15 protein-coding genes and 1 riboswitch are annotated in these 14,843 nt (G+C 66.0%); of the genes, 6 read left to right on the forward strand and 9 right to left on the reverse strand.

All coding sequences use genetic code 11. The features are described from left to right. Positions 1-3: 3 nt before the first annotated feature. The 8 genes from soxB to soxC form a co-directional block, all read right to left on the reverse strand. Positions 4-1,728, reverse strand: a complete 1,725-nt coding sequence (gene soxB / locus AB7F11_RS00920) for a thiosulfohydrolase SoxB (protein ID WP_428289115.1) — start codon at positions 1,726-1,728, stop codon at positions 4-6. An 89-nt stretch (positions 1,729-1,817) separates the two neighbouring features. Then, positions 1,818-2,468 (reverse strand): sulfur oxidation c-type cytochrome SoxX, encoded by a 651-nt coding sequence (gene soxX / locus AB7F11_RS00925; RefSeq protein WP_428289114.1) that lies wholly within the window; start codon positions 2,466-2,468, stop codon positions 1,818-1,820. Positions 2,469-2,483: 15 nt separating this feature from the next. Continuing rightward, the gene (soxA, locus tag AB7F11_RS00930) at positions 2,484-3,293 is read right to left on the reverse strand and encodes a sulfur oxidation c-type cytochrome SoxA (protein ID WP_428289113.1); all 810 of its coding nucleotides are present in this window, start codon (positions 3,291-3,293) and stop codon (positions 2,484-2,486) included. A gap of 79 nt (positions 3,294-3,372) precedes the next feature. Continuing rightward, complete coding sequence (soxZ, locus tag AB7F11_RS00935; protein ID WP_428289112.1) at positions 3,373-3,684, reverse strand: thiosulfate oxidation carrier complex protein SoxZ; 312 nt, start codon at positions 3,682-3,684, stop codon at positions 3,373-3,375. A gap of 57 nt (positions 3,685-3,741) precedes the next feature. Then, entirely contained in the window at positions 3,742-4,197 is a 456-nt protein-coding gene (gene soxY / locus AB7F11_RS00940) for a thiosulfate oxidation carrier protein SoxY (protein WP_428289111.1), read from the reverse strand. Positions 4,198-4,234: 37 nt separating this feature from the next. After that, positions 4,235-4,573 (reverse strand): c-type cytochrome, encoded by a 339-nt coding sequence (locus AB7F11_RS00945; RefSeq protein ID WP_428289110.1) that lies wholly within the window; start codon positions 4,571-4,573, stop codon positions 4,235-4,237. 71 nt (positions 4,574-4,644) lie between these two features. Then, on the reverse strand, positions 4,645-5,712 hold the full coding sequence (locus AB7F11_RS00950; RefSeq protein WP_428289109.1) for a c-type cytochrome: 1,068 nt from the start codon (positions 5,710-5,712) through the stop codon (positions 4,645-4,647). Beyond that, complete coding sequence (gene soxC / locus AB7F11_RS00955) at positions 5,712-7,055, reverse strand: sulfite dehydrogenase (RefSeq protein WP_428289108.1); 1,344 nt, start codon at positions 7,053-7,055, stop codon at positions 5,712-5,714. Before soxC ends, AB7F11_RS00950 begins: the two co-directional genes overlap by 1 nt. 160 nt (positions 7,056-7,215) lie before the next feature. On the opposite strand from soxC, the gene AB7F11_RS00960 reads away from it, so the two are divergent. The 4 genes from AB7F11_RS00960 to AB7F11_RS00975 all read left to right on the forward strand — a co-directional run bounded on the left by AB7F11_RS00960 (position 7,216) and on the right by AB7F11_RS00975 (position 12,664). Then, the gene (locus AB7F11_RS00960) at positions 7,216-7,518 is read left to right on the forward strand and encodes a c-type cytochrome (RefSeq protein WP_428289107.1); all 303 of its coding nucleotides are present in this window, start codon (positions 7,216-7,218) and stop codon (positions 7,516-7,518) included. Positions 7,519-7,530: 12 nt separating this feature from the next. Next, positions 7,531-8,808, forward strand: coding sequence for an FCSD flavin-binding domain-containing protein (locus AB7F11_RS00965; RefSeq protein ID WP_428299807.1), 1,278 nt, complete (start codon positions 7,531-7,533; stop codon positions 8,806-8,808). Positions 8,809-8,931: 123 nt separating this feature from the next. Further along, a complete protein-coding gene (locus tag AB7F11_RS00970) occupies positions 8,932-11,139 on the forward strand; it encodes a heavy metal translocating P-type ATPase (protein ID WP_428291455.1) in 2,208 nt (735 codons plus the stop codon). A gap of 26 nt (positions 11,140-11,165) precedes the next feature. Next, a riboswitch (TPP riboswitch) is annotated at positions 11,166-11,277 on the forward strand. A gap of 73 nt (positions 11,278-11,350) precedes the next feature. Next, positions 11,351-12,664: a purine-cytosine permease family protein gene (locus AB7F11_RS00975; protein ID WP_428291456.1), complete on the forward strand. Its 1,314-nt coding sequence runs from the start codon at positions 11,351-11,353 to the stop codon at positions 12,662-12,664. A gap of 11 nt (positions 12,665-12,675) precedes the next feature. On the opposite strand, the gene thiD is transcribed toward AB7F11_RS00975, so the two are convergent. Next, a complete protein-coding gene (thiD, locus tag AB7F11_RS00980) occupies positions 12,676-13,518 on the reverse strand; it encodes a bifunctional hydroxymethylpyrimidine kinase/phosphomethylpyrimidine kinase (RefSeq protein WP_428291457.1) in 843 nt (280 codons plus the stop codon). Positions 13,519-13,550: 32 nt separating this feature from the next. Here thiD and AB7F11_RS00985 point away from each other — a divergent pair, with 32 nt between their 5' ends. After that, positions 13,551-14,621 carry an FAD-dependent oxidoreductase gene (locus tag AB7F11_RS00985; protein ID WP_428291458.1) on the forward strand — a complete coding sequence of 357 codons (1,071 nt, stop codon included), beginning with the start codon at positions 13,551-13,553 and terminating at the stop codon, positions 14,619-14,621. 13 nt (positions 14,622-14,634) lie between these two features. Further along, entirely contained in the window at positions 14,635-14,832 is a 198-nt protein-coding gene (gene thiS / locus AB7F11_RS00990) for a sulfur carrier protein ThiS (protein ID WP_428291459.1), read from the forward strand. The last annotated feature ends 11 nt before the right edge of the window (positions 14,833-14,843 follow it).

The raw sequence follows: 14,843 nt of genomic DNA on the forward strand, positions 1-14,843 counted from the left end.
TGTTCAGGCTGCCAGACCCGGGTTGCCCTGCATGCCCACGATGCGTGGCGTGTTGATCTTCACGCCCTTGACCACCTTGCGCTCGCGCAGGTAGCCGGAGACCACGTCCCAGATCGGCTCGCCCTTGGCGCCTTCCTGCACCGAAGCCCAGCCAGCGACCTTGTACACCTTGCCGGCCTCGATGGGCTTGCCTTTGAGCGTCATGTTGTTGATGCGCTGGCCCATGGGTGCGTTGGGTGTCATGGTGTACTGCATGCCGCCCACGCGCACCATGTCGCCACCCTGCTGGTAGTAGGGGTCGGGGTTGAAGATGTTGTCGGCCACGTCTTCCAGAATGGTCTTGATCTGTTCGCCACTGAATTCATTGAGCGATGTGGCCGGGTAGGTCAACGCCATCTGGTCCATCATGCGTTCGTAGGTGATGGTGTCGCCGGGCAGCAGCGAAGTGCCCCAGCGCACACCAGGCGAAAACGCAATCTCAGCGCCCTTGTTCTGCATCAGCGCATCGCAGATGAGCTGGTCCCACGAGCCGTTGAAGTTGCCACGGCGGTAGAGCAGGTCTTCGGTGACCGCGAGTTTTTCCTCGAGCTTATCTTTGTAGGGTGCGCGCACCTTGTCGATGTGAGCCTGCATGGCGGCATCGGCGGGCAACAGGTTGGAGAAGATGGGCAGCAGCTTGTAGCGGAAGTCCTGCACCTTGCCATCGCGCACGTCGAAATCGAGCACACCGAGAAACTTGCTGTTGGAGCCGGCATTGGTCACCAGCGTCTGGCCGCCGCCGTTCTTCACGATGGTGGGGGCCGGCATGCCGTCGTGCGTATGACCACCGAGGATGGCGTCGATGCCGCGCACGCGCGAGGCCATCTTGATGTCCACGTCCATGCCGTTGTGCGATAGCACCACCACCACCTGCGCGCCCTTGCCGCGCACCTCGTCCACCATTTTCTGCATGTGCTCGTCCTGGATGCCGAAGGTCCAGTCGGGCACCATGTAGCGCGGGTTGGCAATGGGCGTGTAGGGAAAGGCCTGCCCGATCACGCCCACCTGCACGCCGTTCATTTCGCGCAACGCGTAGGGCTTGAAGACGAGGTCTTCGAAGTCGGTGGTCTTGATGTTCTGAGCAAGGAATTCCATGTTCCCCTTCAGGTCCTTCTCCACGATTTCCTGCACGCGTTTCGCGCCAAAGGTGTGCTCCCAGTGCGAGGTCATCATGTTCACGCCGAGCAGCTTGCAGGCGTCCACCATGTCCTGGCCATTGGTCCACAGCGAAGTGGCCGAACCTTGCCAGGTGTCGCCGCCATCGAGCAGCAGCGCATGCGGTCGGCTTGCCTTGATCTGTTTGACCAAGGTGGCCAGGTGCGCAAAGCCACCGACCTTGCCGTAGGTCTTGGCGGCCTGGCTGAAGTTCAGGTACGAGAAGGCATGGGCCTGCGCCGTGCCCGGCCGGATGTTGAAGTGCCTGAGCAGCTTTTCGCCCACGATGTGCGGCGGGCGCCCCAGCGCCTCGGCCACGCCCAGGTTCACGCTCGGCTCCCGAAAGTGGATGGGCGTGAGCTGCGCATGGCAGTCGGTGAAGTGCAGGAAGCTGACATTGCCGAACTTCGGCACCTCGTACAGGCGCTCGCCGGCGCCGGGCGAAGCAGCCAGCACGTCTTGTTGATTGAGCGCCATGCCGGTGGCGCTGGCCACGGCCAGCACCTGCATGAATTCACGGCGGCTGAAACTCATGTCCATCCCTTAACAATTGTTCGCTGATATTTGCGCGAAATTTTTTTGGTGGCCGATCCCGGCCGCTCACAGCGGCCGGGATCGTGCGCTTATTTGTTCACCGGTGAAGCCGGGTCCAGCAAAAGCGCCATCACATGCTTGAGCTGCTGCTCATTGAGAATGCCTTTGTGGCCCACGCGCGGCATCTGGGAACACGCGTTGTAGGCGCGCGAGTTGTACAGCTTGCCCCATGTGTATTCCACGATGGCCTTGCCGCTGGCGGCGTTGGGATCGGTCACACCGCGCAGCTTGCCGTAGTTGTAGAGGCTGGGGCCCAGCGTGCCGAAGGAGATTTCTTCCTTGCTGATCTGGTGGCAGTTGTAGCAGTTGCCTCCGTTGGCGGCGTCGGCCTTGTCGCTCCACGTCATGCCGCGACCGCTCTGGGCGATCTTCTCGCCCTCTTTCCAGTCGCCGAGGAACTTGCCGTCGGCGGGCCATTTCACGGTCTTCATGTTGGCGGCCTCGATGGCCTTGGCGGTTTTCTCGTCCAGCGGTTTGCCGGCCACGTCGGCCGCCACGCATTCGCGGTTGGCGTCGTCCTGCACCAGGCGGTCCACCGTGGCAATGCCGCGGTTCTGGAACGAATTCTTGAGCATCTCGACGGTGGCTTTGTCCACGTCGGCCGCCGAGGGCGAGGACGTGCAACCGGAGAGCACGAGCGCTGCCACGGGCAGCAGGGAATACATCAGGGTCTTGTTCATGGGGGTGTCTCCGGTTCAGCGCTTGATGGCGGGCACGATGGACTCGGCGCTCTTGGCATTCACACCCATGTACACGCCCAGCGCGATGGTGGCCTCGCTGCCGAACTTGGGCTCGGGAAAACGCTGCTGCCGGAAACAGTCGTTCAGGCGCAGTTGCATGCCCCACATCTGTGCGTTGGAGACACGGTAGGCAGGCCAGGCAGCGAAACCGACGCCGTCGCCCGGGTTCTTGGTCAGGTTGGGCAGATCCTGCAGGCGAATGCGCTTGTCGTCACTGCCATGGCAGGAAGCGCATGAGAAATCGTGCGTGCCGCCGCGCGTGAAGAACATGCGCTTGCCGGTTTCGTACATCAGCTTTTCCTGTGCGTGGGATTGCGGCAGGTTGAAGCGCATGCCTTTGGACGCCGTGGCCACGTAGGTGGCCAGCGCAGTCAGGTTGGCCATCTCGCCACGCCCGAACGGTGTTTTGGCGATTTCGGCGCCGTTGAAGCCCTGCAGGGTTTCCATGCAGGTGATCAGGCGCGTTTCCAGATCCTGCACGCGGCCGGTATCGGCGAAGTAACGCGGCATTTCCACGAAGGCGCCCTTGATGACGCCAGGCCCCTTGCCCAGGTCGCACTGTTCAAGCGATGCATTCTTCGGACCCCGCTTCTTTTTCCAGAGCTCCTCCCCTTTCATCTCGAACAGCTCGGCCGGGTTGCCGTCCTGCAGCATCTCGCGGTATTTGGCAATGCCGTCGGCCGTCGAGCTCTGAGCGTGGGCGGTGCCCAGTGCGGTGGCCGCTGCCGCGAACGCCAGCAAACCTTTGCGGAGGTGGTGGGTCATCGGGGGTCTCCTCTTTTTGGTGGTGAAAAAATCGAAACGGCCAGACGTCGCGGGCTGGCCGTTGGCGCTGCACAGGGGCTTACGAGACCGTTGCTTCGTCGGAGCGCGTGTCGCCCTTGGTGTCGACCCATTTGACGACGATCTTGTCGCCCTTGGCTGCACCCTTGAACTTGAAAGAGAGGAAAGGGTTCTGCGCCACCGAGCCAGTGAACTGCGACTGCAGCACCACCTTGCCGTTGTGGGTGGCTTCGACGTCCTTGATGAAGTGAGCGGGAATGAGAGCGCCCGCCGCATCGCGGCGGGTGCCGGGCTCCATGACGTGGGACATGAGCACGCGGACGGTGGTTTCGTCACCGGCGAGGGCGGCGCGGATGCGCATCGGATCGGCCATGATGGACTCCTGAAATTCTGTGTACGGGGTTGCTCGGAACGTGGAGAGTCGGGGCGATCAGCCGCCGCAGCCGCCCAGCGTGACCTTGGTTTCCTTGGTGGCCGAGAACAGCTTGCCATCGGCCCTGACCACCGCCACCACGTTGCTGCTCTGGCCCATCTTCAGACGGGTCTGCACGTCGGGTGCGGTGCCGGCGGGAATGGTGAACCCGCAAGACAGCGGCATCGGGTTCTTTTCGACGATGAGAAAGATCTCGGTGGTGTTGGGCAGCTTGCTTGAAGCGCCCACGGGCACCACGGCACCGTTCTCGGCGATGTCGGGTGCCACCACGGTGACCTGGTCGCTGTTGGCGGGCGTGCCGCCCACGGCCTTGAGCGCCTCGGCCAGCGTCTTGACTTCGAAGCCGGCGCGATCCACCGCGGCCTGCGCCTGGCTCTGGGTGATGATGCCCAGCGAGACCAGCGTGGCGAACGCCCCGGTGGTCTTGAGGGCGACTCGGCGTGAATTGTTCATGGGGAGCTCCTGCAGAAAATGGGAAACGGGGAAGAGTTTACCGGTCGGGTGCGCCGGCCAGGATCCAGCCGGCAAGCAGTTTGAGCTCGTCGTCTTTCAGATGGGGTTGTGGGGGCATCGGCACCGGGCCATACAGGCCAGAGCCGCCCGACTTGATGCGCGCGGCCACCACCTCGTGCGCACCGGCCTGCCCCTTGTGCCTGGCGGCCACGTCCTTGTAGGCAGGACCCACCAGCTTTTTGTCGACCGCGTGGCAGGCCAGGCAGGCGCTCCTGGATGCCAGCGCCTTTGCGGCAACGGCATCCTGGGCTTGCGCCGCTGCGCTCCAGAACAGGCCGGACGCTGCCAGGCACAGCAGGATCGAATTCATGGTCATAGGTTACGGTCTCCTTCCAGGTGGGGAAATGGGGTTTACGAGTAAATGCAAATATTGAGAAGCATGAGATTTCACTTCGCGCCAGCGGCAATCCACCGCGCAATCGTGGCGGCCTCTGCCGCGCTCAGCTGAGGCTGTGCCGGCATGGGCACCGCACCGTACACGCCCACACCCCCTTCGCGGATCTTGACCGCCAGGTAAGCCTCGAGGCGGTCCTGGCCCTTGTGTTTGGCCGCAATCTCGCTGAAGGCGGGGCCCACCACCTTTTGCTTCATGCCGTGGCAGGCGGTGCAACTGTTGGCCGCGAGCAGCGCCTTCACGTCACCCACCGCCGGCTTGGCGCTGGCGACCACGATGGGCGGCGGTGCGGCGGTGCCCACCGGGGCCGTGGGCGGGGGCTTGGTGGTGTCGGCGCCACGCACCGGGCCGATCACCCGGTTCTGCTCCTGGATGTTGCCGTGCGCATCGCGCGCGAAATCCGGCAGCGAAGACCGGATGGTGGCCTCCACCGGGCAGTCCTTCATGCAAGCCACATTCTTCACGTCGCCCTTGCCTTCGAGCTTCCACAGCGGCTCGTGAAACACCATGCCATTGCGGTTGGGCATGCGCTTTTGCACCTCGGCGATGTTGGCGTCGCTCAGCGTGAAGTCCGCAGGCACCACCTCGGCGAGGCTGAGGATGTAGGCCGTCACGCTGTAGACCTCTTCGGTGGTCAACGTCTTGGGCGCATTCCAGGGCATGGCGCGGTTGATGTAGTCCCACAGCGTGGAGACCGTGGCCACCTTCATCATGGTGGTCTTCTGCGGAAAGCTGCTACCGGGTTCGAGGTTCTTCACGCGACCACGCTCGATGTCGGCCTTGGTGGTGCCACCCACAATGGGCGTGAACACTTCGTTCGATTCGCCGAAGCTGCCGTGGCAGGAAGCGCACTGTGCCTCCCACACCTGCTCGCCCTTGGCCACCGTGCCCGAGCCCTTGGGCAAACCCTTGAAGTCCGGTCGCACGTCGATGTCCCAGGCCTTGACTTCGGCTTTCGTGGCATCGCGGCCAATGTCTTGCCAGGGCTTGCCTTGCGAAAATGCGGCGCTGGCGGCCAGCGTTGCGGCGAGCAGGATGGTGGATTGGAGAGGACGTTTCATCAGAACACCTGCACGTTCGACACTTCGCCGTTTTCAGACACCTTCCACGATTGAATGGCGTTCTGGTGGTAGATCGAGCGCGTGCCGCGCACTGCGCGCAACTGGTTGATCTTGGGCTGCACATAGCCCGTGCTGTCGATGGCTCGGCTCTGCAAGATGGCGGGCTTGCCGTCCCACACCCAGTCGATGTTGAAGCGCGTGAGCGCCTTGGGCAGCACTGGGCCTTCGAGCCGCGCGGTGCGCCAGTTGCGTCCACCGTCCACGCTCACGTCCACCCGCTTGATGCTGCCGCGTCCCGACCACGCCAGGCCCGTGACGTTGTAGTAGCCCTTGTCGAGCAGCGTCTGGCTGCCCGATGGCGTCGTGATCACGCTCTTGCATTCCTGGATCCCGGTGTACTGCCGGTGCGTGCCGTCGGGCATGTGGTCGATGTAATGCACCGCTTCGTCCTTGCTGGCCCATTTCATGTCGCCCACTTCGAGACGGCGCAGGTACTTGACCCAGCTCACGCCTTGCACGCCCGGCACCACCAGGCGCAGCGGGTAGCCGTTTTCAGGCCGCAGCATCTCGCCGTTCATGGCCCAGGCCACGATGCAGTCGTCCATCGCGCGCTCGATCGCGATGGTGCGTGTCATCGACGAACCATCGGCACCTTCTGCCAGCACGTATCTGCCCTTCTGTTTGTCGTAGCCGCACATTTCCAGCAAGGTGGAGAGCAGCACGCCGGTGTATTCGCAGCAGCTCAGCATGCCGTGCGTGTACTGCACCGACGGCAGCGCCACATTGCCCCACTCCGGCGCCGAATTCGCGCCGCATTCAATGAAGTGGATGCGCGAAACGCTGGGCAGGCGCATGAGGTCGTCCATGGTGAAGACGCGCTCGCGCCGGACCAGGCCGTTCACCATCAGCCGGTGCTTTGAAGGGTCGATGTCCCACCAGCCCTGGTGGTGGCGTTCGAAGTGCAGCCCGTTGGGCGTGATGATGCCGAAGAGACCCTGCAGCGGCGCAAAGCTCACCGAAGCCTGCGGTACACGCGTGAGCCCGGGGCTCTGGCGGCGCTGCAGATTGCCCTCCCACTGACTGGGTACGCCGTAGCCCGGCGAGGCCACCGGCTGGCCAAGGCCCTTGGTGTGGGCCGGCAGTTCGAGAATGGCGCTTTCGCCCTCGGCGGCCAGCGCCCGCGTGGCCGCCACGGCACCGGAAGCCACGCCCGCGCCCATGGCCAGCGCCCGGCCCATGAAGCCGCGTCGAGCCTTTCGGGCCTGCTCCAGTTTCTCGGCGCTCAGGTGGTTCTCCGGCGCGGGCAGCACACGCCCGATCACTTGGCTCAGATCTTCAGACACGGTGGTTTCCTGGAGGTTGACGGGTCACGCATTGAATATATGAGTAATTGCTGATATTCGGATTGGTGAAAACCCGAACGGTTTTTTTTGATCTGCGTGAGAGGATGCTCTGCTACATTTTTCAGCGCAGTTCTGTACAACCAATCCAATGGAGACCACGATGGGGAAATCAATCAGATGGCTGGCAGGCGGCGTGTTGTGCGCCGCTGCCCTGGGGGCGCAGGCCCAGGTGAATCAGGTCAAGGTGTGGGCCGCTGCCTGCGCCAACTGCCACGGCACCGATGGCCGCGCAGCGCCCGGCGCCATTTCGCTGGCCGGCCAGACCAAAGACGACCTGCTGCAGAAACTGCTGGATTTCAAGGCCGGCAAGCGGCCCGCGACCATCATGCACCAGCTCTCCAAGGGCTACTCCGACGATCAGCTGGCGCAGATCGCCACCTACTTCGCCGCCCAGAAGAAATAAGGAGCCCACGCCATGAAACGTCGTCAATTCGTTCAATCTCTGGGTGCCGGCTCGGCCGTGGCTGGCCTGGGCCTTCTGGGTGGCTGCGCCACCACCGGCAGCGGGGCCAAGGTCGTCGTCGTGGGAGGCGGCTATGGTGGCGCCACCGCCGCCAAGTACGTGCGCCTGTTCTCGGACCACAGCATCGAGGTGACGCTGGTCGAGCCCAACGCGGCCTTCGTCTCCTGCCCCATTTCCAACCTGGTGCTGGGTGGCCACAAGACCATGGCCGACATCACCACGCCCTACGACAACCTGAGCCAACGCCACGGCGTGAAAGTGGTGCGCGACATGGTGGCCAGCATCGACCCGGCCAAGCGCACGGTCAAGCTGGCCAGCGGAGGCGAACTGCCCTACGACCGACTGATCCTCTCGCCCGGCATCGACTTCATGATGGACTCCATGCCCGGCATGGCCAGGCCGGGCGCCGCCGACAAGGTGCTGCACGCCTGGAAGGCCGGCCCGCAGACGCTGGCGCTGCGCCGCCAGCTCGAAGCCATGCCCGATGGCGGCGTGTACGCGCTGTCCATTCCGCTCGCGCCCTACCGCTGCCCGCCCGGCCCCTACGAGCGCGCCTGTATGGTGGCGAGCTACTTCAAGGTGGCCAAGCCCAGGAGCAAGGTGGTGGTTTTCGATGCCAACGACGACATCACCTCCAAGAAGGGCCTGTTCATGAAGGCCTGGGACGAGCACTACAAGGGCCTGATCGAGTACCGACCCAAGCACAAGGTGGTGGATGTGGACGCCGCCACCAACACGCTGAAGTTCGATTTCAACGATGACTTCAAGGCCGGCGTGGCCAACGTGATACCCAACATGCGCGCCGGCGACATCGCCGTGAAGACCGGCCTGGCCACGGCCAATGCGCGCTGGTGCGAGGTGGACTTCCTCACCTTCGAATCGAAGGCGCAGAAGAACATCCACGTGCTGGGCGATTCGATCCAGGTCGCGCCGGCCATGCCCAAGTCAGGCCACATGGCCAACCAGCATGGCAAGACTTGCGCGGCGGCCGTGGTCTCGCTGTTGCAGGGCAAGGAACCGCCCGCGCTGCCGATCTACGCCAACACCTGCTACAGCTTCGTGACCGCCAGGGACGTGGTCCACGTGGCCAGCGTGCACAGGTACGACGCCGAGAAGAAGACCATGCTCACGGTGCCCGGCTCGGGCGGTCTGTCCAGTGCGGCCAGCGAGCTCGAGGGCCAGTACGCCATGGCCTGGGCGCGCAACATCTGGGCCGATACGCTGGCCTGAACGGCCCACAAGCCTGCCCAGAGCCCCGCCGATGGCGGGGCTCTTTTTTTTGGACCTGACGAAAGCACTTGACTCTGGAGTCACTACAGGGATTTCAATACCGACATTCCTGAAAGAACCTGCATGCCCGCCACCCATCACGAAGAACACGATCACGCCAGCCACTGCGGTGGCGGAGCGTGCGCCCCTGCCCAGTCGCCCCTGGCGCCTCCTTGGACTTCAGACGCCTTGCTGCTGCGCATCCCGGACATGGATTGCCCGGTGGAGGAAGGACGGATCCGACGCGCGCTGGAAGGTTTCGGGCAGGTGCGGGGTTTGCGTTTCGATCTGCCTGCGCGCCTGCTCGCGGTGGACGCACCGGCTGGCTCATGGCCGCCGGTGGTGGCTGCCATCGAGGCGGCCGGATTCCGGGCCGAACAGGTCTCGGCACCCCCGCGCCCCGACGACACGGCGCGCGCGCAACGCGCCGACCTCACGCGCCTGGTCGCCGCACTGGGGGTCGCGCTGCTGTCCGAGCTCATCCATTTCTTCGCACCAGAGACCACGGCCTGGGTGATGGTGGGCATGGGCGCGGCCGCACTGGCCATTGCCCTGGCGGGCACGGCCGTGTTCCGCAAGGGCCTCCTGGCATTGCGTCGCGGCCAGCTCAACATCAACGCGCTCATGGCGGTCGCCGTCACGGGCGCCTTCCTCATTGGCCAGTGGCCCGAGGCGGCCATGGTGATGGCGTTGTATTCGCTGGCCGAACTGATCGAGGCCCGCTCGGTCGAGCGAGCGCGCAACGCCATCGCCGGTCTGCTCGCGCTCACACCACCGCAAGCCGACGTGCGGCAGCCAGATGGCCGCTGGCTGCTGGTCGATGCGAAGGCCGTGGCGGTGGGCGATGGTGTGCGCATCCGGCCAGGCGAGCGTTTTGCACTCGACGGTCGCGTGACCGAAGGCCACAGCGCCGTGGACCAGTCGCCCGTCACCGGCGAGAGCATGCCCGTCGACAAAGGCCCGGGCGACGAGGTGTTCGCCGGCACCGTCAACCAGCAGGGTGAACTGGTGTTCGAGGTGACTCGCCCCGCCAGCGACACGGTGCTCGCGCGGATCATCCACGCGGTGGAGCAGGCACAGGGCAAGCGGGCCCCCACGCAGCGTTTCGTCGACCGCTTTGCCGCCATCTACACACCGGCGGTGTTCTTCCTCGCGCTCGCGGTGGCCATCGGCACGCCGCTGCTGCTGGGCTGGCCTTGGCTCACCGCCATCTACAAGGCGCTCGTGCTGCTGGTGATCGCCTGCCCATGCGCCCTGGTGATCTCGACGCCGGTCACCGTGGTCAGCGGCCTGGCAGCGGCGGCGCGCCGAGGCATTCTCATCAAAGGTGGCGTGTACCTGGAGGAGGCGCGCAAGCTGCGGACCGTGGCCGTGGACAAGACCGGCACCGTGACCGAGGGCAAGCCCCGCCTGGTGGCGCAGGACGTGATGTCCAACCGCCTGCCCGCCGACGCGGTGCTGCGCATGGCGGCAAGCCTGGCGGCCCGCTCGGACCACCCGGTCTCGCAGGCGATCGCACTCGGCCTGCAGGTGCCAGTCCAGGCGGTGCAAGGCTTCGGCGCCGAGGCGGGGCGTGGCGTGCGCGGCACGCTCGACGGCCAGGCCCATGTGCTGGGCAACCACCGCTGGATCGAGGAACGCGGCCAATGCTCACCCGAACTCGAAGCGCGCCTGCAGGCACACGAGGCGCTGGGCCGCACGGTCACGCTGCTTGCGGATGCCACAGGCGTGCTCGCGCTCTTCGCCGTGGCCGACACGACCAAGGCCTCCAGCCGGCACGCCATCGAAGAACTCCGGGCGCTGGGTGTCGACACCGTGATGCTCACCGGCGACAACCCCGCCACCGCGCGCAGCATCGCCGCACAGGTCGGCATCACCGACGTGCGCGCCAACCTGTTGCCCCAGGACAAACTGGACACCATCGACGCCTTGCGAGCACGAGGCGCGGTGGCCATGGTGGGCGATGGCATCAATGATGGTCCTGCTCTGAGTGCGGCCACGATCGGCTTTGGCATGGGCGGCGCGGGCAGCGACACCGCCTTGGAAGCGGCCGACGTGCTCATCATGAACGACGATCTTCGCAAGGTGCCCGAGACCATCCGCCTGTCGCGGCGCACGCACGCGGTGCTGTGGCAGAACATCGCGCTCGCCCTGGGCATCAAGTTCGTGTTCCTGCTGCTGGCGCTGTTCGACAATGCGTCGATGTGGATGGCGGTGTTTGCCGACATGGGCGCGAGCCTGCTGGTGGTGTTCAACGGCCTGCGGCTTCTCCGCCCACCGCGCAGGCGCTGACCGTATACTCGCCCACTGCCGCAAGGCACATCCGCTAGGGGTGTTGCACCGGGGGACTCAGGAACCCGGGTGCGACTGAGAAAGTCCCTTTGAACCTGTTGAGGTAATCCTCGCGCAGGGAAGCAGGCCGGACAGTCCTTCCACCGCCAACGAGCGTTCGGGACGCACGCCGGCCCAGCCCACCTGCCTCAACGTTGCATGGAGCACATTGATGGCGTCCCACCCGTCTTCTTCACCCGCCAACCAGGCGCTGACGCCCGTCGCGCCCGGCAACCGGGTGTTCCACTTCCACGAACACGCCGCGCTGTGGTTCAGCCTGGGCACCGGCCTCCTGGTGATGCAGATCGGCGCCTACCTGGTGCCCGCCGTGGGCACGCGCGACGCGCTGATTGCGATCGTGCTGGGCTCGCTCATCGGCGCGGGCCTGCTGGCCTGGACCGCGCGCCTGGGCTGCCAGACCGGCCTGGCCAGCGCGGGCCTGATGCACGCCACTTACGGCAGCGCATTCGCCAGGCTGCCGGTGCTGCTCAACATCGCACAGCTCGTTGGCTGGACCACCTTCGAGCTGGTGATCATGCAGGAGGGCACGGTCGCCATCCTCAAGCAGGCGCTGGGGTCCGAACCCGGTGGCCTGCTCGATGGCACCGGTGGCAAGCTGATGGCCACGCTGCTCTGGGGCGGCGTGCTGATCGCGCTCATGGCGGGGTCCATGCTCACGCTGGTGCGCCGTTTCGTGAGCCGCTTCGGCCTGCCGCTGGTGATCGCTTCGCTGGTGTGGCTCACCTGGCAGTTCGGCACGCGCTTGCAGGCGCAGGGCTTTGACGCGTTCTGGAACCGCCCGGGCAGCGGCGGCATGGGTTTGTTCTCCGCCATGGACCTGGTGATCGCCATGCCGGTCTCCTGGCTGCCGCTGGTGGCCGACTACGCGCGTCATGGAAAGCGCGCCACCACCACGCTGGGCGGCACCTGGCTGGGCTACGCCCTGGCCAATATCTGGTGCTATGCGCTGGGTGTGCTGGTGGTCAGCACCGTGGAGCCCGGCACCCCGCTGGTGGCGGCGCTGCTGCTCGCGCAGGGTGGCTTGATCGCGCTCGGCCTGATCCTGCTCGACGAGATGGACAACGCCTACGGCGACGCGCATTCGGGCGCGGTGTCGGTGCACAGCCTGCGTCCGCGCTGGAGCATCCGCGCCGCAGGCCTGGGGTTTGCCGCGCTGTGCACTGTGCTGGCGCTGCTGCTGCCCATGCACGCGCTGGAGCCGTTCCTGTTGCTGCTGAGCTCGGTGTTCGTTCCGCTCTACGGCGTGATCCTGGGCCGCCTGGGCACGGGCGCCGCCCTGGGGCCGGGCCGCACGGTGGACTGGAGCGCAGCGGCACTGTGGGTGCTGGGCATTGCCACTTACCACCTGCTGGCCAGGTTCGCACCCGAATTCGGCTCGGCGCTGCCCACCCTGGCCGTCACCTTCGTGCTCGCCGCGCTCACGCGCCCGCGCGGGGCCACCGGAGTGGCCACGGCCAGCGCCTGAACACCATGCGATCAGGTCCGCGCCTGTTTTCCCTGAACCAGAGGTGCATGCCCGTGGTTCAAGGGGCCGTGGCCGGCGCCGGTACAGACGTCTGCACCCTGCGCAATGGCCTCCAGGATGTAGTCACGTGCCAGGACCACGGCCCGATCCAGCGGCGCGCCCAGCGCCAGCTGCGCCGCGATGGCCGAGGACAGCGTGCAGCCCGTGCCATGCGTGTTGCGGCTCTCGATGCGTGGCGAGGCCAGGCGCAGCGCGGCACCGGGGCCGCTCACCAGCCAGTCCGTCACTTCATGGCCGGGCAGGTGCCCGCCCTTGAGCAGCACCGCCGCCGCACCCATCGTCATCAGATCGCGTGCGGCGACCTCGAGCTCGTCCGCCTGGGTGATGGGCCGGCCCAGCAACAGCGCCGCTTCGTCCAGGTTGGGCGTGACCACGGTGGCCAGCGGGAACAGTTCGTCCACCAGCACCTGCACGGTTTCGGGCGCGATCAGGCGGTCGCCGCTGGTCGCCACCATCACCGGGTCGAGCACCACGCGCCGCACACCGTACTGCTTCAGGGCCCAGGCAACGGTGCGCACGATCTCTGGCGTGTGCAGCATCCCGATCTTCACCGCGTCCACGCCAATGTCGTCGAGCACCGCGCTCAGTTGCGCCCTCAGCAGTTCAGGCGGCACGCCATGGATGTCACTCACGCCCAGCGTGTTCTGCGCGGTCAGCGCGGTGATGGCGGTCATGCCGTAGCAGCCCAGGGCGGCAAAGGTCTTGAGGTCGGCCTGGATGCCGGCGCCGCCTCCACTGTCGGAGCCGGCAATGGACAGCACGCGGGTGTAGCGCCAGGGTTCGTTGTTTGTCATGGCGCGAATTGTCGCAGCGCCGGGGGCCGCGCATGCTGAAACCTCAGGCGGTCGTGCTGGGCGCCGGGCTCATGGGCCGGCTGCTGGCCTGCGCGCTGGCGCAGCGCGGGCACCAGGTCGAGGTGTACGACGCGGGAAGCCCCGATGCCGAACTGGCGGCGGCGCGCGTGGCCGCCGCCATGCTCGCGCCGCTGGCCGAATCGGCGGTGACCGAGCTGGCCGTGGTGCGCATGGGCCAATATGCGCTGACGCGCTGGCCGCAGTTGCTGGCCACCATGAGTCAACCTGTGTTTTTCCAGCAAAGCGGCACACTGGTGCTGTGGCACCGGCAGGACACGGCCGAGGCCGAACGCTTCGCAGGCCAGCTTGCCCGCACCAGCGACGCCCTGGCCACGCTGCCCCGGGCTCAACGCATCGACGCCAACGCCATTGCCGCGCTGGAGCCCGCGCTGGAACACCGCTTCGCCCAGGGTTTGTACCTGCCCGACGAAGGGCAGCTCGACAACCGGGCGTTGCTCACTGGGCTGGCGCACCAGATGCAGGTATTGGGCATCAAGGTTCACTGGCACACGCCGCGCACGCCCGACGAGGTGGACCCCGGACCCGGAGCCTGGCTGTTCGACTGCCGGGGCCTGGGCGCGCAGCCGCAATGGGCGGCACTGCGCGGGGTGCGAGGCGAGGTGGCGCGCATTCACGCGCCCGCCGTGACGCTCTCGCGCCCCACACGCCTGGTGCATCCACGTTACCCGCTCTACATCGCGCCCAAGCCGGGAGGCATCTTCGTCATCGGGGCCACCGAAATCGAATCCGACGACCTGAGCCCGGCCAGCGTGCGCTCCACCCTGGAGCTGTTGAGCGCGGCCTACACCGTTCACCCGGGGTTCGGCGAAGCGCGCATCATCGAACTGGGTGTGCAGCTGCGCCCCACCCTGCCCGACAACCTGCCCGCGCTGCGTCTGCCGGCGCCGCGAAGAATGGCGATCAATGGCCTGTACCGCCACGGCTTCATGATCGCCCCAGCCGTGCTGGACGCGGTGCTGGAGATCGTGGACCACGACGACTCGCCGCTGGCGACGGCCCTCGGGCTGCCGGTGATTCGATAGAGGAAACTTCCGCATGAACGTGCTCATCAACCAGGAATCCCGAGAACTGCCTGATGGCGCCACGCTGGCCGATGCCGTACAGGCCTGGGAAACCCCCGCCGTGTTCGCCGCCGCCGTCAATCTGCAGTTCGTGCCCCGCACTGCCTACGCGCAGCACCGGCTCGCCGAAGGCGACCGCATCGAGATCATCGCGCCCATCACCGGGGGCTGAGGAGAACACCG

Origin of the sequence: Hydrogenophaga sp., from assembly GCF_050250835.1 — a bacterium.
In the GTDB taxonomy this organism is placed as follows: domain Bacteria; phylum Pseudomonadota; class Gammaproteobacteria; order Burkholderiales; family Burkholderiaceae_C; genus Hydrogenophaga.

What these genes read in the sequence shown, in the direction of transcription:
- AB7F11_RS00950 (WP_428289109.1), bottom strand. Translation starts at nt 5,712, where the DNA reads ATGAAACGTCCTCTCCAATCCACCATCCTGCTCGCCGCAACGCTGGCC.
- thiD (WP_428291457.1), bottom strand. Translation starts at nt 13,518, where the DNA reads ATGACAAACAACGAACCCTGGCGCTACACCCGCGTGCTGTCCATTGCC.
- AB7F11_RS00985 (WP_428291458.1), top strand. Translation starts at nt 13,551, where the DNA reads ATGCTGAAACCTCAGGCGGTCGTGCTGGGCGCCGGGCTCATGGGCCGG.
- thiS (WP_428291459.1), top strand. Translation starts at nt 14,635, where the DNA reads ATGAACGTGCTCATCAACCAGGAATCCCGAGAACTGCCTGATGGCGCC.
- AB7F11_RS00965 (WP_428299807.1), top strand. Translation starts at nt 7,531, where the DNA reads ATGAAACGTCGTCAATTCGTTCAATCTCTGGGTGCCGGCTCGGCCGTG.
- AB7F11_RS00960 (WP_428289107.1), top strand. Translation starts at nt 7,216, where the DNA reads ATGGGGAAATCAATCAGATGGCTGGCAGGCGGCGTGTTGTGCGCCGCT.
- soxB (WP_428289115.1), bottom strand. Translation starts at nt 1,728, where the DNA reads ATGAGTTTCAGCCGCCGTGAATTCATGCAGGTGCTGGCCGTGGCCAGC.
- AB7F11_RS00970 (WP_428291455.1), top strand. Translation starts at nt 8,932, where the DNA reads ATGCCCGCCACCCATCACGAAGAACACGATCACGCCAGCCACTGCGGT.
- soxX (WP_428289114.1), bottom strand. Translation starts at nt 2,468, where the DNA reads ATGAACAAGACCCTGATGTATTCCCTGCTGCCCGTGGCAGCGCTCGTG.
- AB7F11_RS00945 (WP_428289110.1), bottom strand. Translation starts at nt 4,573, where the DNA reads ATGACCATGAATTCGATCCTGCTGTGCCTGGCAGCGTCCGGCCTGTTC.
- soxZ (WP_428289112.1), bottom strand. Translation starts at nt 3,684, where the DNA reads ATGGCCGATCCGATGCGCATCCGCGCCGCCCTCGCCGGTGACGAAACC.
- soxA (WP_428289113.1), bottom strand. Translation starts at nt 3,293, where the DNA reads ATGACCCACCACCTCCGCAAAGGTTTGCTGGCGTTCGCGGCAGCGGCC.
- soxY (WP_428289111.1), bottom strand. Translation starts at nt 4,197, where the DNA reads ATGAACAATTCACGCCGAGTCGCCCTCAAGACCACCGGGGCGTTCGCC.
- AB7F11_RS00975 (WP_428291456.1), top strand. Translation starts at nt 11,351, where the DNA reads ATGGCGTCCCACCCGTCTTCTTCACCCGCCAACCAGGCGCTGACGCCC.